The organism is Saccharopolyspora hattusasensis (genome assembly GCF_050972075.1).
In the GTDB taxonomy this organism is placed as follows: Bacteria; Actinomycetota; Actinomycetes; order Mycobacteriales; family Pseudonocardiaceae; genus Saccharopolyspora; species Saccharopolyspora hattusasensis.
This window is the reverse complement of the sequence record NZ_JBPCDC010000001.1, coordinates 8,032,201-8,054,248: the sequence shown is the minus strand read 5'-3', so window position 1 is coordinate 8,054,248 and position 22,048 is coordinate 8,032,201. Positions and strand designations below refer to the sequence as shown.

Annotated in this window: 19 protein-coding genes; 13 read left to right on the top strand and 6 right to left on the bottom strand. The window is 67.6% G+C overall.

Annotation, left to right across the window (positions count from 1 at the left end):
• Positions 1-150: 150 nt before the first annotated feature.
• From ACRXBZ_RS38140 to ACRXBZ_RS38125, 4 genes are all read right to left on the bottom strand, one after another.
• Positions 151-2,448 carry an ATP-binding protein gene (locus ACRXBZ_RS38140; RefSeq protein WP_433884098.1) on the bottom strand — a complete coding sequence of 766 codons (2,298 nt, stop codon included), beginning with the start codon at positions 2,446-2,448 and terminating at the stop codon, positions 151-153.
• A 474-nt stretch (positions 2,449-2,922) separates the two neighbouring features.
• Complete coding sequence (locus ACRXBZ_RS38135) at positions 2,923-4,323, bottom strand: amino acid permease (RefSeq protein WP_433883222.1); 1,401 nt, start codon at positions 4,321-4,323, stop codon at positions 2,923-2,925.
• 75 nt (positions 4,324-4,398) lie between these two features.
• The gene (locus ACRXBZ_RS38130) at positions 4,399-5,955 is read right to left on the bottom strand and encodes a PucR family transcriptional regulator (protein ID WP_433883221.1); all 1,557 of its coding nucleotides are present in this window, start codon (positions 5,953-5,955) and stop codon (positions 4,399-4,401) included.
• 28 nt (positions 5,956-5,983) lie between these two features.
• Positions 5,984-6,595, bottom strand: coding sequence for a TetR/AcrR family transcriptional regulator (locus ACRXBZ_RS38125; RefSeq protein WP_433883220.1), 612 nt, complete (start codon positions 6,593-6,595; stop codon positions 5,984-5,986).
• 153 nt (positions 6,596-6,748) lie between these two features.
• Here ACRXBZ_RS38125 and ACRXBZ_RS38120 point away from each other — a divergent pair, with 153 nt between their 5' ends.
• Genes ACRXBZ_RS38120 through ACRXBZ_RS38075 form a run of 10 tightly spaced genes read left to right on the top strand, consistent with a single transcriptional unit; the run spans position 6,749 to position 15,885 of the window.
• Entirely contained in the window at positions 6,749-7,162 is a 414-nt protein-coding gene (locus ACRXBZ_RS38120; protein ID WP_433883219.1) for an acyl-CoA thioesterase, read from the top strand.
• Positions 7,155-8,375, top strand: coding sequence for an acetyl-CoA C-acetyltransferase (locus tag ACRXBZ_RS38115; RefSeq protein WP_433883218.1), 1,221 nt, complete (start codon positions 7,155-7,157; stop codon positions 8,373-8,375). Before ACRXBZ_RS38120 ends, ACRXBZ_RS38115 begins: the two co-directional genes overlap by 8 nt.
• Positions 8,372-8,845 carry a MaoC family dehydratase gene (locus ACRXBZ_RS38110; protein ID WP_433883217.1) on the top strand — a complete coding sequence of 158 codons (474 nt, stop codon included), beginning with the start codon at positions 8,372-8,374 and terminating at the stop codon, positions 8,843-8,845. Before ACRXBZ_RS38115 ends, ACRXBZ_RS38110 begins: the two co-directional genes overlap by 4 nt.
• A complete protein-coding gene (gene fabG, locus ACRXBZ_RS38105) occupies positions 8,835-9,584 on the top strand; it encodes a 3-oxoacyl-ACP reductase FabG (protein ID WP_433883216.1) in 750 nt (249 codons plus the stop codon). The genes ACRXBZ_RS38110 and fabG overlap by 11 nt, the downstream gene beginning before the upstream one ends.
• On the top strand, positions 9,581-11,152 hold the full coding sequence (locus ACRXBZ_RS38100; protein WP_433883215.1) for an AMP-binding protein: 1,572 nt from the start codon (positions 9,581-9,583) through the stop codon (positions 11,150-11,152). The genes fabG and ACRXBZ_RS38100 overlap by 4 nt, the downstream gene beginning before the upstream one ends.
• Positions 11,149-12,717, top strand: a complete 1,569-nt coding sequence (locus tag ACRXBZ_RS38095; RefSeq protein ID WP_433883214.1) for an acyl-CoA carboxylase subunit beta — start codon at positions 11,149-11,151, stop codon at positions 12,715-12,717. Before ACRXBZ_RS38100 ends, ACRXBZ_RS38095 begins: the two co-directional genes overlap by 4 nt.
• A 32-nt stretch (positions 12,718-12,749) precedes the next feature.
• Positions 12,750-12,962, top strand: a complete 213-nt coding sequence (locus ACRXBZ_RS38090; protein ID WP_132495323.1) for a biotin/lipoyl-binding carrier protein — start codon at positions 12,750-12,752, stop codon at positions 12,960-12,962.
• Positions 12,963-12,969: 7 nt separating this feature from the next.
• On the top strand, positions 12,970-14,331 hold the full coding sequence (locus ACRXBZ_RS38085) for an acetyl-CoA carboxylase biotin carboxylase subunit (RefSeq protein ID WP_433883213.1): 1,362 nt from the start codon (positions 12,970-12,972) through the stop codon (positions 14,329-14,331).
• Entirely contained in the window at positions 14,324-15,115 is a 792-nt protein-coding gene (locus ACRXBZ_RS38080; RefSeq protein WP_433883212.1) for a VOC family protein, read from the top strand. The genes ACRXBZ_RS38085 and ACRXBZ_RS38080 overlap by 8 nt, the downstream gene beginning before the upstream one ends.
• Positions 15,112-15,885 (top strand): crotonase/enoyl-CoA hydratase family protein, encoded by a 774-nt coding sequence (locus ACRXBZ_RS38075; RefSeq protein WP_433883211.1) that lies wholly within the window; start codon positions 15,112-15,114, stop codon positions 15,883-15,885. The genes ACRXBZ_RS38080 and ACRXBZ_RS38075 overlap by 4 nt, the downstream gene beginning before the upstream one ends.
• Before the next feature lie 60 nt (positions 15,886-15,945).
• Here ACRXBZ_RS38075 and ACRXBZ_RS38070 read toward each other — a convergent pair whose 3' ends face one another.
• A complete protein-coding gene (locus ACRXBZ_RS38070) occupies positions 15,946-16,839 on the bottom strand; it encodes a LysR family transcriptional regulator (protein WP_433883210.1) in 894 nt (297 codons plus the stop codon).
• 132 nt (positions 16,840-16,971) lie between these two features.
• On the opposite strand from ACRXBZ_RS38070, the gene ACRXBZ_RS38065 reads away from it, so the two are divergent.
• From ACRXBZ_RS38065 to ACRXBZ_RS38055, 3 genes are all read left to right on the top strand, one after another.
• Positions 16,972-18,213 carry a CaiB/BaiF CoA transferase family protein gene (locus ACRXBZ_RS38065; protein WP_433883209.1) on the top strand — a complete coding sequence of 414 codons (1,242 nt, stop codon included), beginning with the start codon at positions 16,972-16,974 and terminating at the stop codon, positions 18,211-18,213.
• Positions 18,206-18,997 carry an enoyl-CoA hydratase-related protein gene (locus tag ACRXBZ_RS38060; RefSeq protein ID WP_433883208.1) on the top strand — a complete coding sequence of 264 codons (792 nt, stop codon included), beginning with the start codon at positions 18,206-18,208 and terminating at the stop codon, positions 18,995-18,997. The genes ACRXBZ_RS38065 and ACRXBZ_RS38060 overlap by 8 nt, the downstream gene beginning before the upstream one ends.
• Positions 18,998-19,074: 77 nt before the next feature.
• The gene (locus ACRXBZ_RS38055; protein ID WP_433883207.1) at positions 19,075-20,427 is read left to right on the top strand and encodes an SLC13 family permease; all 1,353 of its coding nucleotides are present in this window, start codon (positions 19,075-19,077) and stop codon (positions 20,425-20,427) included.
• A gap of 267 nt (positions 20,428-20,694) precedes the next feature.
• Here the strand turns inward: ACRXBZ_RS38055 and ACRXBZ_RS38050 are convergent, their stop codons facing one another.
• Positions 20,695-21,966: an NAD(P)/FAD-dependent oxidoreductase gene (locus ACRXBZ_RS38050; protein ID WP_433883206.1), complete on the bottom strand. Its 1,272-nt coding sequence runs from the start codon at positions 21,964-21,966 to the stop codon at positions 20,695-20,697.
• Positions 21,967-22,048 lie beyond the last annotated feature (82 nt).

Here is a 22,048-nt window from a genome sequence, read left to right as displayed (position 1 = left end):
CCATAAGCACGGTGCAGCGGTAGCTCTCCCGCCAACACCCGTGAGCGTTTTTGGGCGCTATGGCACCCAAAAACACTCACGGGTGTTCTTCGCTTACGCGGATTGCCCTGGTGAGACTGGTCCTCGTCTCATGCCCGCAGGAATTTGGACTTACTCGTCTAGTATCCAGCGCACGATTTGTGTTCGGGACGTGAAATTGAGTTTCACGAGTATGTGTTCGACGTGGGCTTCAGCGGTACGCGGCGCGACGACCAGTCGTGCAGCGATGTCCTTGTTGCTCAGGCCTTCGGCGATGAGTTCGGCGACTTGGACCTCGCGGCGGGTCAGCGGCGATGGCCTATCCGTACTCTCCTGCGACGGAGCGGCCGATAATACAGATTGTGATTTCGTAAGCGCGAGATCCAATGCTTGCTCGTAGGTGAGATGTTGACCTTCGCGGAAGGATTCGTTGAATCCCGGTTCGCCGAGCGACTTGCGGAGTTGGGCCTCGGCCAGATTGTGGGAAGAGATCAAAATACCCAAATCTGGGAGCGAAACCCCGGTGCGTCGCCAGAGGGTATGTGCGGCACCGAGCAGCTGGGCGGCCCGCGTGCCGGGTTCAGTCGCGGAGGTGACCCAGGCAAGTACTTCCATGACCCAGGGCGTCCCCCAGCGGTCCTTGAGGTTATGACAGTGCTGCATCGCTTCGCTGATCAAAGCCGTGGCGCGAGTGAGGTTGCCCAGGCGGAACTGGGCGACACACGCCGTCCACAACGCAAATTCCAGGAAGAATTCGGCCCCTGAATCGCGGGTCATGACGAGAAGTTCCTCGCTGAGGGGTTCGGCGGAGGCGTCGTCGGTCAGGGCGGCGCCCATGGCCCAGTTGAGCAATGCGAGCCAGGCTTGAACGGTGTCATGGTGGGCGCGGTGTCCTTCGGTGGCTTGCCGCAGCAACGGAGCCGCCTGGGCGAAGTCTCCCTTCTGCCACAGCGCGATCATTCCGGACAGGTATACCGCGCCCGTGAGAATGGAATCATCGTCCAACTGTTCCGCCATGTTGTGGTAGTCCCGTAGCAACCGTGGCGCGTCGGGGTCTCCTTGCAGACATGCCAGGTGGGTGGCGGCCCACATCGCCCAGGCTCGGGTCAAATCAGGTTGTTGAACACGCTCCAACGCCCGCTCGATCCAATAGCGGCCCTCGCCCGGCAGCCCGATGACGAACCAGAAAAAAAGCGTTTGCTTGAGGATACGCAACGCCGCCGTGACCTCATGAGGTTCGGCCACGCAGAATTCCAGCGCTGCGCGCAAGTTGGCTTGCTCGGTGACCAGCTGAATGAGCCAACGCCCTTGGCGCGGGCCGAACAACTCGGCGTCGGCCTGGGCCGCCAGTCCTTGGACCCAGTCGCGGTGCCGGCGACGCAGCATCGTTTCCTGGCCGCTCTCGGCCAGTCGTTGCATGCCGTACTCGCGAATGGTGTCGAGCATCCGGTACCTGGTCTGCGAACCGTGTTCTTCACGGAAAAGGATCGACTTGTCGAGAAGCGCGTTGATCAGCTTGAGCACCTCATATCGGTCGGCCCCCTCTTCGTGGCAGACCGCCTCGGCGCCGCCCAGGTCGCATCCCCCGGCGAAGACCGACAAGCGCGCCCACAATGCCTGCTCCCGCGGTGAGCACAGGTCGAAGCTCCAGTCGATGGCGGCCCTCAGCGTCTGCTGCCGAGCGGGGAAACCCTGGCGCCAACTCGTCACCAGACCGAAACGGTCTTCCAGCCGTGACGCCAACTGCCGTACGGTTAACCCCTGTAGCTGCGTCGCCGCCAACTCGATAGCCAACGGAATTCCATCCAGCCGGCGACATATCTCGACGACCGCAGCGTTGTTGTCGGCACTGATCGCAAAATCTGGTGCCGTAACTGCTGCACGATCCGCGAACAGCCGCACAGCCTCACAGTCTGCGATCTCCTGCTCTGACGTGACCGCGGGGTCTGGTACCGACAACGGCGGGACGACAACCACGTGTTCACCGGCAACGTCGAGTACGCCACGGCACGTTACCAGGATCTTCACGCCTGAGGCTCTGCGCAACACCGCGCTGACCAGGTTCGCGCACGGCGACAGGAGATGCTCACAGGTGTCCAGGATCAGCAGCAACTGCTTGTCGGCCAGGTAGTCCACCAGTGATTCCAGCGGCGGCCGACTTGACCGTTCGGTCAATCCGACCGCGCTGGCCACCGTCGAGGCAAGCAGTTCCCCGTCCGCGAGACCGGACAGCTCCACGAACCACAACCCGTCGGGAAATGCCCGGCGGCGCTCGTGCGCAATGCGCAACGCCAACCGCGTTTTCCCTACTCCACCCGCACCCGTCAACGTCACCAACCGCGCACCAGCGAGTGCCCGCTTTACTACGGCGAGTTCCCGGCGACGGCCGACGAAACTCGTCAACTCGGCTGGAATTACACCGACTAGCATCACGCACCCCCTCGCCATGAACGCTAGCACCACCGGGAAACGTCGGCGCTGCACCACTTCCACTCAAAGATCCGGAATCCCGATTTCCAGATTAGCATTGTTTGCATTCACTGCCTTGCGGCGCGTGTCAGTTGGCGATTGTGGCGTGACATCTGGTGATGGTGTTAGGACGTGTTTTATAAGCGGCGGCAGCCGCTTGCAGTGTGGGACTCAACTGGCACCGCCGCGGGTTCTCAGGGGCTGTGCCCGCCGAAGGGCTCTCGGCGAGGCCAGTCCCCGACTCGGTGAATTGGGCATTCATGATGTCGGGGATCCCGCAGTGAGAAGGCCACAGCAACTCCCGCAGGGGGCCGCTACCAGCACCCTTACGCAAACCACTTTCGAAACAGACCTTAGGCCGGTGTCGGGTTGGCCGGAGTTGACCCTCCCACGAGTCCGGTGGGCCGCGCCTGAGGCAACGGTCGTCGAACGAGCTTACATCGGGCTGGCCCCGGAGCGGTTCTGGAGGACTTTCTTCCGCACCACGTAGCCGGCGAGCACGACGGCCACGCTGGCCAGACTGGTGAAGAACTGCCCGGACAGCCCGGGCTGAGCAGCCATCATGCCGAGTACCACCACAATGGACAAGATGACCGCGATGGTCAGCCACGGAAAGAGCCACATCTTCAGGGGCAGCTCCCGCCCTTCGCGCTGCATCCGGCGCCGTAGCCGGAGCTGGGCGAAGCCGACAAGCAGGTAGATCAGCAGCATGATGGCGCCCGACGCGTTCACGAGGAAGGCGAACAGACCGTCCGGGGAGAAAACCGCCGCCCCGACGGCGACGTAGCCGACCGCACCGCCCGCGAGCACCGCCCTCGTTGGAACGCGGGTGTGGCTCAGCCGGGAGAATGACCTCGGGGCGTCTCCGTGCGTCGACAAGCTGAACAGCACTCGCGAGGAGACGTAGACCGCCGAATTCATGCAGCTGAGCACGGCCACCACGACGATGATGTTCATCATCTCGCCCGAAGCGGGGATGTGCATGCGGTCCAGCACCGCGACGAACGGCGACGTGCCGGGGACGATTTCGCGCCACGGCACCACGCACACGATCAGGAACACTGAACCGACGTAGAAGGTGAGCACGCGCGCGATCACCGAGCGCGTCATCTTCGCCACGCTCCGGGCCGGCTCGCTTGACTCCGCCGCGGCGATCGTGGCGATCTCGGCTCCGCAGATGGCGAAGATGACCGTCGGGATCCCCGCCAGAACGGCGGTCAGTCCGTTCGGTATGAACCCGCCGTCGTTGACGAGGTTGACCGTTGTCGGGCCGGTACCGGAAGTCCACCCTAACGCGTAGGACGCGGCCACCGCCATGAAGACGATGATCGCACCGACCTTGATCGACGCGAACCAGAACTCCGTCTCCCCGTATGACTTGACCGCGATCAGGTTGACCGCCGTCATGATGATCACGAGCGCGAGCGCGAGCGCCCACATGGGCACGGGAATCCAGCGTTGCAGCAGTTCGGCGCCTGCCACGGCCTCGACGGCGACGACTATGACGAAGAAGTACCAGTACAACCAGCCCGCCGTGAACCCGCTCAGGTTGCCGAGGCTGGTGCGCACGTACTCGGTAAAGGTGCCGACGTCGGGCAGTGCAATTGCCATCTCTCCGATCATGCGCATGACGAGCAGGACGATGAGACCGGCGAGCGCGTAGGTGACGGTCGCGGCAGGCCCGATGTTGGCGATGGCCGCGCTGCTTCCGACGAACAGTCCGGCTCCGATGATCCCGCCAAGGGAGATCATGGTGACGTGCCGCTGCCGCAAGGCGTTGCCGAGGCGAGGTTTCTCCGGTGTTTCTGCTTTGTGCTGCGCGGTGTTCTCGAGCATCATGCCCTCCAGGATTCCCGACCGGTCCAATGGAATCGCGTCATCCGCTCATCGTTCACGTTCCCCGCAAGGTAGTCACTGGACATCGTGTCCGGCTTCGGCGGAACAGAACTCCGTCATGTCGGTCTCGCCGTCGTCCGTCCACACCATCAGCGACAGCAGCAGTTCTGCTCTGACATGCGCGGAATCGATGTCTATGCCGAGGAGATCACGGATCTGTTCCATTCGACCCCGAAGGGTGTGCCGGTGTACACCGAGCACAGTGGACGCCACATTCCATTGCCCGCTTTGTTCCAGGTACGCGCGCAGGGAGGTCACGAGAGCGGTGCCGTTCTCGCGGTCGAAGGCGGACAAACGGCCGAGCCGCTCGTGCGCCAGCTCTGCGAGGGCCTCCCGGGTCCGTGAGTCGAACACCAAGGCGTGCCCGGCCAGTTCGCCGAAACACACCAGTGGTGCGCGTCGTGCTCGTGCGGTACGGGCCGCGGTGAGAGCCTGGTGCAAGGCACCCGGCACGTGTTCAGGCGTCACCGGCTCGGATAATCCGCCGTACGCGGAACGAGACGTCCGCACCAACGCGGCAGTCAGAGTCCTCGCCAGGTCGAGCCCGCTCCCGGGCAGCAGAACCACCAGATGCTCGTCCCGCTCCACCGCGACGGTCGGCAGCTCCTCGCCGTCAAGCAGGTCGTCTGCCTCGTCGAGCATCAACCCCGGATCGGCTCCGCCGCAAGCCAGGACTCTCAGCTCTGTCCCGGTGAGGCCGACGTCGCGCAGGTGTTCCTCAAACCGCCATGGCGACACCGACCGCCCGAGGCCGAGGCCGAAGATGGTCCTGTTCAACCGGTTCTGCGCCGCCCGCAACCCCCGCGGCTTGACGCGATCCAGGACGATCAGGGAGACAGCCTGCGAGATCAGCGTGTGATCGGCCGGTCTCAAGCTTGACGGCCGGGCCAGCACGAGCCACCCGTGCCGCCTTCCGCCGACCCACACCGGTTGGGCGATGGTGGTCCCGTTCTTGTCCATGGCGGTGAACGTCATGGTCGAGTCCAGGTCCCCTTCCGGCAAAGAGAACGACAGCTCCTCGGCGTCCGCTGGTGAGGCCGCGAGTACCGAGCCGTCGCTGCTTCGCAGGAGTACCTGTGCCTCAAGGGCTATCGCGAGCTCGTGCACCACGGACTCCGGCCCTTGCCGCACCGCGGCACGGGTCATGCTCGACTGCACACGGGAGTTCCGGAGGAGGTCGCCGTGGCGCTCTTCCGCATACCGGTCGACCACCACTCTGATGACGTCGCGGAAAGGCGTGGACAGCGGCACCTCAACCAGCGGAAGGCGGAGCTCCTCCGCGGCACCGACGACCGCGTCGGGAATGTCCTGATAGGACAGTCCGACCCCGAAGCCAAGCGCCGCGCTGCCAGCCTCGGCGAGCCCGCGAACGTAGTTCCGTTGCGCGGACTGCTGGGCAGGCAGGCCGAGTCCCGTGGTCAGGACGAGCTCACCACCGGCCAGCCACGGCGAGGGGTCGGCGAGGTCGATGGCGTGGACCCAGGAGAAAGCTCGGTCCAGCTGGTCGGCGCCCGCACGAACCCGGAGGCCGAGTTCCGGGCGCCCGACCAGCCACCGCAGCGGCACCTGCATGCAGTCACCTCCGGGGTCCGGGCCGCCGTCAGCGCGCGGCCAGCCGCCACGACTCGCCGACGAGCTGCAGCGTGATGTGCCCGTCTGCCGTCACTCCCTCGATGACCTGCTCGTCCAGCATCGCGTGCATGGCGAGGCCGTCGGAGAGCGCGACGAGCTCAGCGGCGAGCTTCGTCGTGTCGGCGTCCGCGGGCACCTGGCCCGCCTCTTGGCATTCGGCCACCACCCGGCGCACGACTCGCCGCCAGCTGGCCAGGTAGTCGACGATCTCTTCGCGCGCCGCGGGGTTCGCGGCCGCCTCTGCATAGAAGACGAGGAAGATCCGTGTCATCGCGATCCTCCGGTCGTCGAGCGGGAGCACGCTCTCGATCAGCTGACCGAGCCGTTCCAGGGGTGTGAGCGAGGCGTCGTGCCGCAGCTGTTTGAACATGCGCCCCTGCGTCTCGGCCGCCCGACGCAGCGCGCCGACCAGGAGGTCGTGATGGGAGCTGAAGTAGTGGTTGACGACGCCGGTGGACCACCCGGCCGCCTCGGCCACCGCGCGCAGCGTCAACGCCTTGATGCCGTCCTTGGCGATGATGTCCAGGGCGGCGTCGGCCAGCTCCGCTCGGCGCTGGTCATGATCGACGATCTTGGGCACGCATCCCCCTCCGGTGGCTTTTAAGTCGATCGCAACATATACGACCTCGCGAAGAGGTGGGTTGTGGCCGGGTATTCCAGGTATTGACACAAAAGCGAGTCTCATGCGAGGTTAATTTATATCGCTTGACCAATATAAACAAGAGAGGTGACCGTGTCCATCCGTGCGCTCGGCGTTCATCGCACCCGGGTACCGCTCCGCTGGCGAGACCTTGATCATCAGGGGCACGTCTACCACGGCACCGTGCTGACTCTGCTGGACGAGGCGCGCACCCGGTGGCTGCGTACCGCGATCGGGGTCGAGCATCCCGACGCCTACGTCGTCGCGCGGATCGAGATCGATTACCAGCAGGAGATCCTGATGGACCACGACGTCGCCGAGATCTCGATCGGCATCAGCCGCCTCGGCCACAGCAGCATCCGCACCGCCGAGTCACTGACCCTGCCGGGCGGCGAGCAGGCCGCCCGAGCGGAGGTGGTCGTGGTGATGTGGGACCAGAAGGCGCATTGCTCTCGAGCCCTCACCGCCGACGAGCGCGCCAGGGCCGAGGCGGTGGCCCGTGCGTGAAGCGATGATCGTCGCGGCCGCGAGGACTCCGATCGGCCGTATGACCAAGGGCTCCTTGGCACGGGAGCGCCCCGACGACCTCGTCGCGCAGGTCATCCAACACGTGCTCCGCGCGGTTCCACAGCTCGACCCCTCCGACGTCGACGACCTTCTGCTCGGCTGCGGGTCGCCCGGCGGGGAACAGGGCTTCAACATGGCCAGGGTCGTGGCGGTCCTGCTCGGCCTGGACGAGGTGCCCGGGTGCACGGTCACCCGGTACTGCGCGTCGAGCGTGCAGACGACCCGCATGGCGATGCATGCCATCCGGGCGGGCGAGGGCGACGTCTTCCTCTCCGCCGGAGTCGAGAGCTGCAGCTCGTACGCCAAGGGCGAGGCCGACTCGCTCCCGGGGACCATGAACCCGTTGTTCGACGAGGCGCGCGAGCGCTCAGCGGCCGCCGCCGAGGCCACCCCCGAAGGCTGGGAGGATCCCCGCGCTCACGGCTTGCTTCCCGACGTGTACATCGACATGGGCCAGACCGCGGAGAACGTCGCCGCACTGCACGACGTCACGCGCGCCGATATGGACGCCTATGCCCTGTTGTCCCAGCAGCGCACGGCGGCCGCGGTGAACAGTGGCTTCTGGGCCAAGGATCTCGTCCCGTACTGCCGCGCCGACGGCACCGTCGTGGACCGGGACGACTGCCCGCGCCCGGGCACCACACTCGACGCGCTTGCCGGTCTGCGTCCGGTGTTCCGTCCCGGTGGACGGTCGACTGCGGGCAACAGCTGCCCGCTCAACGACGGCGCGGCGGCGCTTCTCGTGATGAGCGACAGCAAGGCGCGCGACCTGGGAGTGACACCGCTGGCGAGGATCGTCGCCACCGCCGTGTCAGCCCTGTCGCCCGAGATCATGGGGCTCGGTCCCGTCGAAGCCACCCACCGGGTCCTGGACACCGCGGGGATGTCGCTCGGCGACATCGACCTGTTCGAGCTCAACGAGGCCTTCGCGGCGCAGGTACTGCCCTGCCAGGACCAGCTCGGCATTCCCATCGACCGGCTCAATGTCCACGGTGGAGCCATCGCGATCGGGCATCCGTTCGGCGCCACCGGCGCCCGCACCTCGTCCACAATGATCAACGCCCTGTCCGCGCGCGACAAGGAAATCGGCCTGCAGACCATGTGTGTGGGTGGCGGCCAGGGCATGGCCATGATTCTGGAAAGGCTGTCATGACCACGAAGGCGCACGAAGCGGAGCCGCGCTACTTCTCCTCGCTGCGGCTCGGCGAGAAGCACGTGTCGGCGGGCAGGACCGTGACCGAGGCCGACATCGTCCTCTTCGCGGGGCTGTCCGGTGACTTCAACTCGCTGCACACCGACGATGAATGGGTCAGGACGAACACCGGGTACCGGGGCCGGATCGCGCACGGCCTGCTCGTGCTCGCGATGTCGAGCGGGTTGCGCACGCCCGGACTCGACCAGCTACACGTCCTCGGTTTCCTCAACACGGAGCGCGCGATGGTCGCACCGACCTACCCGGGCGACACCCTGTACGTCACGCAGATGATCACCGCGCTGCGGCCGAGCCGCTCCAGGCCAGGGGCGGGCATCGTCACGATCGAGGTCGAGACAGCCACCCAGGACGGCAATGTCGTCCAGCGCGGCACGGATGTCCTTCTGGTCGGAGGCAAGGATGAAAGCTGAGCAAACACACGTGCATGCGGACCGCAGATATCTCGTCACGGGTGGCGGTTCCGGCATCGGTCGCGCGACCGTGCTGACCCTCGCCGCGCGCGGCGCCAGGGTGGCGGTGGCCGACATCGACACCGACGCGGCGCACCAGGTCGCGAAGGAGGCCGGGACAAACGCGCTGCCGGTCGCCCTGGACGTCGGCGACCGGGCCTCGTGGACATCCGCCGCGGCCACCGTCGAGGATCAGCTGGGCGGACTCGACGGCCTGGTGAACAACGCGGGCATCACACGTGACCGCTCGATGGCCCGGATGTCCGACGAGGAATGGGGCCAGGTGCTCGACGTCCACCTGCGCGGCGCCTGGCTGGGCTGCCAGGTCATGGCTCCGCTCGTCACCGCGGCGGACGGCGGCGCGATCGTCAACCTGTCCTCCTCCGGCCGGTACGGCACCTTCGGCCAGACCAACTACTCGGCCGCGAAAGCCGGAGTCGTCGGCCTCACCAGGACGGTCGCGGTCGAGCTCGCCTCACGCGGGGTCCGGTGCAACGCGGTCGCCCCCGGCGCCGTGGACACACCGATGATCGGCACGGTGCCGGACTCGGTCCGGCAAAAGTGGCTGGACACCATCACCCTCGGCAGGCTCGCGGCGCCAGGCGAGATCGCGAACGTCATCGCGTTCCTCCTCTCCCCCGAGGCGTCCTACATCACAGCGCAAGTGATCGACGTGACCGGGGGCGAGCTACACCTATGAGGGCACAGCTGCTCGACGGCGTGGAACTCGGCCGCATCAGCCCGGTCGCCGACCTCATCGAAGCCGAGGCCACCCGGCCCGAGGCCACTCTGCTGCACTGGCCGGGAAGTTCCTGGACGGTACGGGAGTTCGCCAGCGCGGCACGCCGTTGCGCCGCTGAGCTGCGCGGCCGTGGCATCCAGACCGGTGATCGGGTCGCGGTCCTCAGCGGAAACTCGGCATGGCGGCTCGCGTGGCAGTTCGGCATCTGGTGGATCGGCGCCGTCGAGGTCTCGGTCAACTCCGAGCTCAAGGGCGACTTGCTGGACTTCGTGCTGGCCGACTGCGACCCCGCGCTGCTCGTGGCCGAGCGTGAGTTCACTGGCTGCCTGCACACCGCGCTCACGGTGCCGCGACGACTTCTCGACGACGCCCCACCACCGGAGATCGACGCCGCGACCGCACGCGAGCTCGACGCCGTCCAGACGGAGCTGGCACCGTCCACTCTGGCCACGATTCTCTACACCTCGGGCACCACAGGATCGTCGAAGGGAGTGATGCTGCCGCGCGGCTACTTCTCCAACCATGGCGCCGTCATCGCGCGGGTGCTCGACCTCGACGAGCGCGACACTGGCTACTTCGTTCTGCCGTTCTTCCACGTCGACTTCCACGTCGTCCTCCCGGCCGTGATCCAGTCAGGTTCCTCAGTCGCGTTCGACCGCCGCTTCAGCGCGCGACGATTCTGGCAACATGTCAGGGAGTTCGGTTGCACCTGGGCGTTCGCCATCGGGGCCGTGCTCTCGATCATCCGGAAGCTCGGCGCAGAGCCCGCGGCCGGAACCACGCTGCGGCGCGTCCTCGGCGCACCGATCCCAGACGAGGCGTACACGTTCTTCGAGGAGCGGCTCGGCATCGACATCCTGAGCATGTTCGGCCAGACCGAAGCCGACGGCCCTACCTTCGAGACGACCGGCCGGCGCCGCCGCGGCAGCGCCGGAACACCCTGCTCTCATTTCGACGTCGAGATCCACGACGACCGTGGACATCCGGTGGCCGCGGGCACGGTCGGCGAGATCGTCTACCGGCCGCACAGTCCCGACTTGATGATGCTCGGCTACTGGCGCCGGGACGACGCGACGGTCGCCGCCTGGCGGAACCTCTGGTTCCACTCCGGCGACCTCGGCCGGATGGACGATGACGGCTTCCTCTACTTCGTCGGCAGGATGACCGACAGCATGCGTCGCCGAGGCGAGAACATCTCGGCCTACGAGCTGGAGATGTCTTTGCGCAAGGCCCCCGGTGTCCAGGAGTGCGCCTCGATCGGCGTGGTCGACGAGGTCGGCGGCGAGGACGAGATCAAGGTCTTCGTCGTCCCTGTCGACGAAAACGGTTTCGATGTCGACGCGTTCTTCGACTACTGCGACCGGCAGCTGCCCCGCTACGCCGTCCCCCGCTACGTCGAGATCACCTCAGCCGAGACGCTCGTGCGCAGCGTCGGCACCGGCGTGATCCAGAAGCGCTGGCTCTCCCGCGCCACGAGCGGAGCCGGGGTGCATGACCGCGAAAACCTAAGGGAGGCACACCGATGAGCTTCACCTGGAAAGACGCGCTGGCCGAGCTGGACCGCAGGAGAGCGCTCGCGCGCGAGCTCGGCGGCGAGCGTCGCGTCAACCGCGCCCATGACCAGGGCCGGTACACGATCCGCGAGCGGATCGACCGGGCGGCGAGCGCGTTCTACGAGGTCGGCGAGTTCGCCGCCTACGAGGACGTCGATGCCACGGGAAGGCTGCGCGGCATGATGCCGGCGAGCTACGTCTGCGGGCTCGGCGAGTTCGCGGGTCGCGCGGTCGCGGTCGGCGGCGAGGACTTCACCGTGCGGGGCGGAGCGCCACAGACCTATCTGGATCGGATGAAGGGCGGCCTCGGCGGCTTCGTGGAAGACCTCGCGCACGAGTACCGGATCCCGCTCGTGCTGTTCATGGAGGGCATCGGCGGCGACGTGGCCGCGCAGGCGGAGAAGGGCCACTCCTACCTCGTGAGCTCACTGAGCTGGCAGCGCTCCTACGAGCTGCTCGCCGAGGTCCCGGTGCTGACCATGGTCAGCGGCGCGGCGGTGGGCGGCACCGCGGGACGGACCGTGCTGAGCCACTTCTCGGTCATGACCAAGGATTCCGTTCTCTTCGCCGGGGGCCCACCACTGGTGAAGCGCGCTCTGGGAGTGGACGTCGACAAGTACGAGCTGGGCGGCGCGCGGGTGCACACCGCGGAGTCCGGGTGCATCGACAACCTCGCCGAGGACGAGGACGACGCGATCCGGCAGCTGCAGACCGTGCTCGGCTATCTTCCGCAGAACGTCTGGGAGATGCCCCCGCGAGGCGATCGCAGCGACCCGACCGACCGCCGGGTCGACGAGATACTTGACATCATCCCGGAGAACCGCCGCCGTCCCTACAAGGCGTCCAAGGTCGTCAGCGCCGTCGTCGACCGCGGCTCGTTCTTCGAGGTCGGCGCGCGCTGGGGCCGCGCGGTGACCACCGGGTTCGCCCGCATGGACGGCATCCCCGTCGGGATCGTGGCGAGCAACCCGCAACATCTCGGCGGCGCGCTCGACGCGGCCGCGGCGGAGAAACAGGTGCGCTTCGTCGACACCTGCAGCACCTTCCACCTGCCCATCGTCTACTTCGTCGACGTGCCGGGCTTCATGGTCGGGCCCAACGCCGAGCGCGGCAACGTCGTGCGCTGGGGCATGCGGGCGATCCAGTCGATCACCCAGGCCGAGGTGCCGGTCGTGACCATCCAGGTCCGCAAGGCCTACGGCATGGCGGTGTCAGCGACGTCGAGCCCGGACAGCCTCAGCCTGCGCCTCGCCTGGCCCACCGCCGAATGGGGCGACCTGCCGGTCGAGGGCGGCGTCGAGGCGGGCTTCAAGCACGAGATCGAGAACGCCGATAACCCCGAGGAGTACCGGCGGCTTGCGGAGGAACGGATGCTCGCGCTCGCGGACCCATGGAAGACCGCCGAGGCTTTCGGGGTGGAGAACATGATCGACCCCAGGGACACCAGGGAGATCGTGTGCGCCTTCCTGGAGGCTTCGCTGCACCGGGTGCGCACCTCCCTCGGCCCGCAACGCAGGCAGTGGAGCCTGCGGCCCTGAACCACAAGACAGACCTCACGAAGGGAACCCTCATGGCAACAGTGGAGTCCGAGACGACCGCGGTGGTGTGGAAGGTCCTCGTCGGAGTCGGCGACACCGTCGAGGAAGGCGACGCCGTCGTCATCCTCGAGTCGATGAAGATGGAGATCCCGGTGGAAACCGGAGAAGCGGGCACGGTCACCGCGGTGCACGTCAAGGAAGGCGACGCCGTGGACGACGGCCACGTGTTGGTCGATGTGAGCTGAGGTCGCCATGTTCACTCGAGTTCTTGTGGCCAACCGCGGCGAGATCGCGGTGCGCATCCTGCGAACCCTTCGGAAGATGGGCATCGAGTCCGTCACGGTCCACTCCGATGCGGAGGCCGACGCGGTGCACGTCCGCGCTGCCGACCAGGCGGTCTGTATAGGCCCCGGACCGGTTTCGGAGAGCTACCTGCGGATCGACCGCGTCCTTGACGCCGCGCGAAGGACGGGCGCACAGGCCGTCCACCCGGGATACGGGCTTCTCGCGGAGAACCCGGAGTTCGCCGAGGCCTGCGAACGGGCCGGGCTCATTTTCATCGGGCCGACGCCCGAGGCGATCCGGGTGATGGGCTCGAAGATCGAGGCGCGAAGGGCGATGTCGGAGGCCGGTGTCCCCGTGGTGCCAGGCTCTCTCGAACCCGTCTCCGGCGACGACCACGCGCTGGCACTGGCCGAGTCGATCGGTTACCCCATCGCGGCGAAGGCGTCTGGGGCGGGCGGCGGCAAGGGGTTCCGGGTCGCCCGCGAGCCCGGCGAGCTTCCCGGCGCCGTCGAGAGCGCGCGCAGCGAAGGGGAACGGTTCTTCGCCGATCCCACCGTGTACCTCGAGCGCTACCTCGACGACCCCAGGCACGTCGAGGTCCAGCTGCTCGGCGACACCCACGGCAATGTCGTTCACCTGTTCGAGCGCGACTGCACGATCCAGCGGCGGCACCAGAAGCTGGTCGAGGAGGCACCTGCGCCGCGGTTGCCGGAGCCGCTGCGTACCCGCATCGGCGAGCTGGCGATCACGGCGGCCAAGGCCATCGGCTACCACTCTGCGGGCACCGTGGAAGGCCTGCTCGCCGGTGACGAGTTCTTCTTCCTGGAGATGAACACCCGCATCCAGGTCGAGCACTGCGTCACCGAGATGGTCACCGGCATCGACCTGGTCGAGCAGCAGGTGCGCGTCGCCGCGGGCGAACGGCTGTCATTCGGACAGGCCGATCTGCGCCTCGATGGGCACGCGATCGAGTGCCGGATCAACGCCGAGAACGCCGCAAAGCACTTCCTGCCCGCACCCGGGACCATCAGCGGATACCAGGAGCCACGCGGAGCGTACGTGCGCGTCGACTCCGGCGTCGTCGAAGGCTCCGCCGTGCTTCCCTTCTACGACCCCATGATCGCGAAACTGATCGTGTGGGGAGAGGACAGGGCCACCGCTACCGACCGCATGCTCCGCGCCCTCGACGAGTTCCGGATCGACGGCGTCACCACGCTTCTGCCGTTCCACCGCGCGCTGCTCGCCAGCGACCAGTGGCGACGCGCGGAAAGCTGCCGCGACCTGCTCGAGGACAGCGCCTGGCTGAAGCAGACTGCACGGCATGAGTGACGGCACACGCGGCGCGACCGAATTCGACCACACCTCGATCGCCGTGCACGACGCGCCAAGCTGGCTGCGCCGGCTCCGGGGCACCCTCGGTGCGACGCCGCTCGTCGGGCAGGTGCTCCCGGAGTTCCGCTACGTCGTCTGCCAGCTCGGCGACGAGCACTCCGGCGGCCGCCTCGAGCTCATGGACGCCCAGCCCGACGAGACGGACGGGTTCCTCACCCGCTTCCTCCGCCGGCACGGCGAGACAGCACACCACCTGACCTTCCTCGTGCCCGACCTCGCCCGCACCATCGAACAGGTGCGCGAGCTCGGCCTCCGGGTGGTGAAGACCGACCTCACGCACACCCCGTGGCGGGAGACCTTCCTGCCTCCCGACGATGTCCACGGCGTGACGATCCAGCTCGCCGACAGCGACGTCGGCTACCCACCCCTACGCGAGCTGCTCGGCACCCGGACGCGAGATCCCGCTCGAGTACCAGGGAACCGCGAAGGCCGGGAGCCCGGCTGGTGGGAGTTTGCCTGGGACGTGCCCGCCGGTCCACTGGCGCGCCTGCGGTCCACGACGCTGCGCTCCACCGACCCAGCCTTCTCCCACCGGCTGTTCGCCGATGTCCTCGACGCGGAGACACACCCTCGCCACGACGGCGTCGAGTACCGCTGGCCGGGAGGCAGCCTCGTGGTCCGGCCGGACACCGTGGCCGGAATCAGCCACCTCACGGTCACCGGTGGCCCGGCATCCCGCTACCGCATCGGCGCGACGATACTCGTGCAGGAGCACACATGACCGACGCCCGTCCCGTCCACATCAGTACGCCTGCTGAGGGCGTCTTGCTCGTCGCTATCGACCGGCCGCACGCCCGCAACGCGATCAACGACGAGGTCGCGCGCCTCGTCGCCGAAGCCATGGACCGGCTCGACACCGACGACACACTGCGGGCGGGCATCCTCACCGGCAACGGACCCGGTTTCAGCGCGGGACTCGACCTGAAAGCCTTCCTCGACGGGGAGACCGGCGAGCATCCCGAACGCGGATTCGCCGGCCTGGTCCGCCGCCCACCGCGCAAGCCCCTGATCGCGGCCGTCGAAGGGTTCGCCCTCGCCGGCGGGCTGGAGATCGCGCTCGCGTGCGACCTGATCGTCGCGGCCCGCGACACGCGCCTGGGCATCCCGGAGGTCAGGCGCGGGCTCGTCGCCGACGGCGGCGCGCTCCTGCGCCTGCCGCAGCGACTCCCCCGCAACATCGCCGCGCAACTGGCCCTCACCGGCGACGAGATACCGGTCCCCCGCCTGCACGAGCTCGGGCTCATCAACCTCGTCACCGAACCGGGAGAAAGCCTCGCCGCCGCTGAGGACCTAGCCACGGCCATCGCGGCCAACGCCCCGCTCGGTGTGGTCGCGAGCAAGTACGTGCTCGACCACGCCGGCAGCTGGCCGGCCGGCGAGATCTGGCAACGTCAGGCGCGGGCCGTCGAGCACGTGTGGGCCTCGCGCGACGCGACCGAAGGCGCCCGCGCGTTCGCCGAGCGACGGCCGCCGCGCTTCACCGGCCGGTGAGCAAGACACGCAACTCGCCGCCCAGCGGCGCGCACAGGCTCGACACGGTGGCGATGTCCATCACGCGCCTGCCGGGTACGACGTGACGTGGTCGAGGAAGTCGGCGACGTGCCGGGTAAGGGCCACCCCGGCCAGCCTGCACACGGCGACGTCGCGGCGCGCCGCAGGGTCGGTCAACGGCACCCGCACGACGCCGTCGTTGCCCCTGGCGGTCGGCGGAGCGACGGCGACCCCGACACCGGCCGCCGCGAGCGACACCGCCATCTCCATGTTGTCGGTCTCGAAGATCACCTTGGGGTGCAGGCCCACGCTCTCGAACATCCGGTCCGCCACCGCGCGGGCGGCGTAGCCGGACTCGGAAAGGATCAGGTTCTCCCCCGCCAGCTCCCGGACGTCCAGCGACGCACGGCCGGCCAGCCGCGTGCCGGCCGCCACGACGACGTCGATCCGCTGCTCGAACAGGACGGTCGCCGCGATCTCGGGGCGCTCAGGAGGCGGGGCGATCATCGCGACGTCGATCTCACGCTCGACGAGCATGTCCGCGAGTCCGTCACTGCTGCCCTCGCGCAACGAGAACTCTACGTCGGGCCAGCGCGCGGCGAAGCTGCCGACCACGGCGGGCATGTAATCCGAGCCCAGCGACCGGAGCAGCCCGACCCGGACCAGCTTCGTGCCGGTCAGCCGCGCCTCGCGCAGCCCGATCCGCACCTGCCGCAGCGCGAGACGTGAGTGCTCGGCGAGCAGCCGGCCCGCAGGGGTCAGCTCGATGCTGCGTCCGCTGCGCAGGACCAGCGCCATTCCCAGCTCGTTCTCCAACCGCCGAATCCCCCGGCTCAGTGTGGACGGCGTCATCCGCAGTTCCGCGGCCGCGGCGGCGAAGCTTCCGTACTCGACGATGCTGGAGAGATACAGGAGGTTCGGGCATAGGGCCATCGACGCCCGGTATTGGTGCATATGTGCACCGTATCAGTGCAATATCCGCCATTGACGCACCAGAACGCCATTGCTTGACTTACCCCATTCATTTCCACGGGTGACCGAGCTCACTCGATCATCGCGCCGAGTACCCCGAATTTTGGAGAAAGAGTGACTGATGCGCACGCGCTCGACGGACTGCGGGTCCTTGAGGTCGGCAACTATCTCGCCGGGCCCTACTGCGGCACCTTGCTCGCCGACCTCGGCGCTCAGGTGACCAAGATCGAAGACCCTCATGGCGGCGACGTCGTCCGCACGTATGGCGCCGTCATCGACGGCACAGCGGACAGTTCCGCGTTCCTCACCCTGAACCGGAACAAGGGTTCGGTTGCGGTGAACCTCAAGTCCGAAGAGGGCAAGGCGATCTTCCGCGCACTCGCCGCAAGGGCCGACGTCGTCGTCGAGAACCTCCGCCCTGGCGCGATGCGGGGGCTGGGCCTGGACTACGCGAGCCTGACGGAGGAGAACCCCGGGCTGATCTACCTCGCCGCGTCGGGGTGGGGCCAGGACGGCCCGCTCGCGACGAACGCCGGGCTCGACATCATGGCGCAGGCTCGCTCCGGCGTGATGAGTGTGACGGGCTTTCCCGGCGGCGAGCCCGTTAAGGCGGGGGTGCCGCTGTGCGACATCGGCGCCGCGATGTACGGGGCCATCGCGGTGCTTGCGGCGCTGAACCACCGCAATCGGACTGGAGAGGGCCAGTTCATCGACGTCTCCCTGTACGAGACCGGGGTCGCTTTCGCCATCTGGGAGTTCGCCAAGCACAGCGCCACTGGCGAGATCCCCGCTCCGCAGGGCTCGGCGCACCAGACCGCTGCGCCATATCAGGCCATCCGCGCGTCCGACGGCTGGTTCACCGTCGGCGCGGCCACTCCGAAGACTTGGCTGGCGTTCTGCCACGGCGTGGGTCTGACCGAACTGATCGATGACGAGCGATTCGCGTCCAATGACGACCGTATGCGGAACCGGTGCGAGCTGATCGCCGCGATCGAGGAGCGGACCCGCACGCAGCCCCGCACACACTGGCTGAACCTCTTCGACGAGGTGGGTGTTCCCGCAGCCCCTATCCACGACTACGGACAGGTGTTCTCCGACGAGCACCTCATCGTCCGTGATTTCTTCTGGGAGTCGACGACACGCGACGGCACACCCGTACGGCAGATGGGCTCGCCGATGCGGCTGTCCAGGACGCCGACCGTCCGGCGCACCCCTGGCCCGGGGCTGGGTGACCTGACCGGCGCGGTCCTCAGTGGACTGGGCTACACCGGGGCCGAAATCGCCAGGCTCGACGCGGACGGGGTGGTGCGCGCAGCGCGGAACCCCGCTCCCATCGGAGGCGATGGCCATGACTGACTTCCACGGGGCTCCCCTGCTCGCCGAACAAGACGGCCCGGTCTACCGGATGACCTTCAACCGGCCGCACCGGCTGAACGCCGCGACCCCGGAGATGGAGGACCTGATCGTCGCGGGCTGCGAGTATGTCAACCGCACCCCTGAAATCCGGGTCGTCGTGTTCGACGGTGCCACCGGCAGGAAGCCGTCCTTCATGGCGGGCGGGGATATCGAAGGCTTCCGGGGCATGGAGTCTGCCGACGACGTCCGCGCGGTGGAGTCGCACGCCGAACGCACCCTCCGCGCGATCGAGAACCTGCGCGTCCCCGCGATCGCGGCCCTGGACGGGCCCGTGATCGGGCAGGGCGCACTCCTCGCGGCCTGCTGCGACATCCTCGTCGCCGGGCCGGGGGTGCGGTTCGGCTTCCCCATCGCCCGCACGGTCGGCAACTGCCTGTCGGTACGCAACCTGACGCGGCTGACCGAACTGGTCGGCGTGCCGCTCACCCGCAGGATGATCATGCGAGCGGCACTGCTCGATATCGGCGACCTGGTTCGCGCCGGTGCCGTGAGCGACACCGTGGACACCCACGACGAGCTGCGCGACCTCGCCATGCGCATCGCCCAGGAGATGGTTGGGCTCGCACCGCTGACGCTCTCGTTCACCAAGTCCTCGCTGTTGCGGGCACGTGAGCCCGGTTCCGGCAACGACGACCTCGTGGTGCGCAGCTACCTCTCCGACGACTCGCGGGAGGCCGTATCGGCCTTCCTGGGCAAAAGATCACCGTGCTGGCGCGGTCGCTGACCTGACGCACGGCAACGCGTTCCCGAAAGATGCACGACCCACATCTCATCCGTCACCCTACGCAGGGAGTCCTCGACATGACGGTCCAGTTCGTTGCCATCGGCATTCTGGTTCTCGTGTTCGTCCTCGGCGCTGTACGGGGCGTGCACATAGGCGCGCTGGCGCTCACCGCGGCGGTCGGAGTCGGCCTGACTCTCGGCCGGCAGCCGTTGGAAGAGGTACTTGGCGGCTTCCCCGTGAGCCTCATGGTGCTGCTACTGGGGATGACCTATCTCATCGCGATAGCGCGGGCCAACGGCACACTGGACTGGCTGGTCGACGGCGCGGTACGTCGCACCGGACGGAAGAAGTTCCTCCTGCCATGGCTGATGTTCGTGATCGCACTCGTCATCGCAGGACTTGGCAATCCCTTGGCGGCCCTCATCGTGATCCCGATCGCGATGCTGCTGGCGGAGAAGAACGGCCGGGACCCGATGGTGATGGGGCTCGGCGCGGTCAACGGCTCCATCGCGGGCGCCTTCGCGCCCACCAGCCTCTACGGTGTGCTCACCGTCAGCATCGGCGAACTCGGCGGCGTGGTGGTCAATCCCTATGCGCAGTTCGCGTTTGTCCTCGCCCTCGTTGTCGCGCTGCAGGTGGCGGCGCAGATACTGTTCCGGCGGCACCGGACCGGGGACGCCGGGGACAGCACAGTGGGCATCCCAGCCGTGCCCCTCGAGCCCATCGGCGGCGGTATGCCTAGCGGATCGAGTGGGGCCTCGGTGTCGACCGCCGAGCGGGTCGAGCGCACGATGTCCAGCCCGGCGAGGGCCACCCGCACCACGCTCGCTCAGCGCTTCACGCTGCTCTGCCTCGCATCTCTGGTTGTCATCGTGATCGCGGTTCCGGCTTTCGGAATCACCATCAACATCGGCACGGTGGCCCTGGCCTTGGGTGTCGTGCTCTCGCTCGCCTTCCCTCGCGACTCGGCCGCGGCGATCGCCGACATCGACTGGAGCACGATCCTGCTCGTCGGCGGCATCGTCACCTACGTCGCACTGCTGCAGCGCATGGGCGCGGTCGACGCGCTTGGCGACCTCGCCGCCGCGATCCCCTCGCCGCTCGTCGCGGTCCTCATGCTGTGCTTCGTTGGCGCGCTCGTGTCGGCATTCGCGTCCACAACCGCATTGCTGCCGATCATCATCCCGCTCTCGCTGCCGCTCATCGCCGAGGGCGGCATCTCCGCCGCAGGGTTGATCATCGCGCTATCTGTGTCCGCCACGATCGTCGACTCGACGCCGTTCTCCACCTCTGGAGCCGTCATGGTCGCCTGCACGCCCGAGGCGGACCGGCCGCGAGTCACCCGGGCACTCCTCCGCTGGGGACTGTCCATGACCGTCATCGGACCGCTGGTGACCTGCGCGGCGCTCGTGATCCCCAGCCTCCTATGATTTCGTCGATTTCGCGCGAAATTGACACGTGGCACGCGTGGCGAGCGGCGATTTCGCGCGAAATCGGCACTCCTGCACAGCGCGCCCAGCACACAAAAGTCCACTGTGGATCGTCTTGGCAGTCGTGAATCGCAGTCGTCCGATGTCACGAGTTGTGCCGGGATTTCGTCAGGATGTCGGCGATTTCAGCCGGCAGTGCGATCCGGCGCCGTACAGCGGAGTCCGACCACCGGCACCGTGCTGGTCCGGCGACGGCAGCCGCACATCTCAGAGAATCGCGGTCGGTGCCCGGTAGTCACCGTCCGCAAAGCGGCGCAGCCGGAAGGGGTGGACGTCGTGGTCGGGACGGGCGTTGTTCACCAGGGCAGCGACAACTTCACCGACGGCGGGTGCAAGACCGAATCCGTGACCACTGAACCCGGTCGCCACGACCAGGCCAGGGTGCTCAGCGGGGCGGTCCAGCACGGGCAGGCCGTCGGGCGTGGCATCGATGACACCGGCCCAGAAGCGTTCAGCACGCAGCTCGAGCTGGGACGGCAGGGCCGCCCGCAGACGTGTCAGGCTGCGCCTGGCGAGAGCAGGGGACGTGCAGGGCTCCGTGGACACCTCGACCCCGGTGAACCGGTGCCGAAGCTCGCGCAGCGCCTCGGCGTTCACGCGCAGCCGCATTCTGCGGTGGTTATGCAGGAAGGCGGTCATGAAGTGGGGAGCCTGCAGGAAAGTGTCCAGAGTCAGATCGACGTCTCCGCCGCCTCCGGTCGAGAAGATCATCCGACCGTCGGGGCGCTGCCGGAATGCCAGGCCCGGCGCCCACACGCTCGTGGTCGACACCGGCGGGACAGGCGCGGTTAGCCCGACCGTTCCCCGGACCCGATTCTGTGGCAGTCGGATCCCCGCCGTACGCAGCAGTCGGCGCGAGCCCGCGCCGGCGGCGCACACGACCGTTTCCGCCCTCAAAGGTCCGTGGTCGGTGTGGACTCCGATCACCCGGTCCCCCCGTCGTTCGAGCGCGAGGGCACGCCAGCCGGTGAGCACGACCGCGCCGGCCCGGGCCGCGGCCTCGCCGTAGGCCCGGGTGGCCGACACGGGGTCGGCGTGCCCGTCCGAACTGGTGTAGATCGCCGTGTCGTGCGGCAGACGCAGACCCGGCACGAGCTCCTGCACCTCGAACGGATCGACCAGTCGAGTGTCGAGACCGTGTTCCGCGCCGATCCCGGCCCAGGTCACGTACTTCTCGGCGGCGTCCGCACCGGCCAGAGCGAGATTGCCACCCTGAACCCACTCGATCTTCTCGTCCAGCTCGTCCTCGAGGCCGCTCCACCGCCGGTTCGCGGCCCGCATCATCGAAAGCTCCTGCGGGCTGCGACCTTGCTGCCGGACGAACCCCCACCCCCGGGTGGACTGGCCGGAACCGAGGACGTCTGCGTCCAGGAGCGCGACCGCGATTCCTTCCCGGCCGAGCTCGTACGCCGTCGCGAGTCCGATGATCCCGCCGCCCACTATGACGACGTCGGGACGGCGACCTTTCGTGGTCGGCATTAAGTTCCTCCCGCGTTATTTCGTTCTTCCGGTCAACGGCCGGATCTCTGCCATCGTGACGGCGCAATAACCAACTGACAAT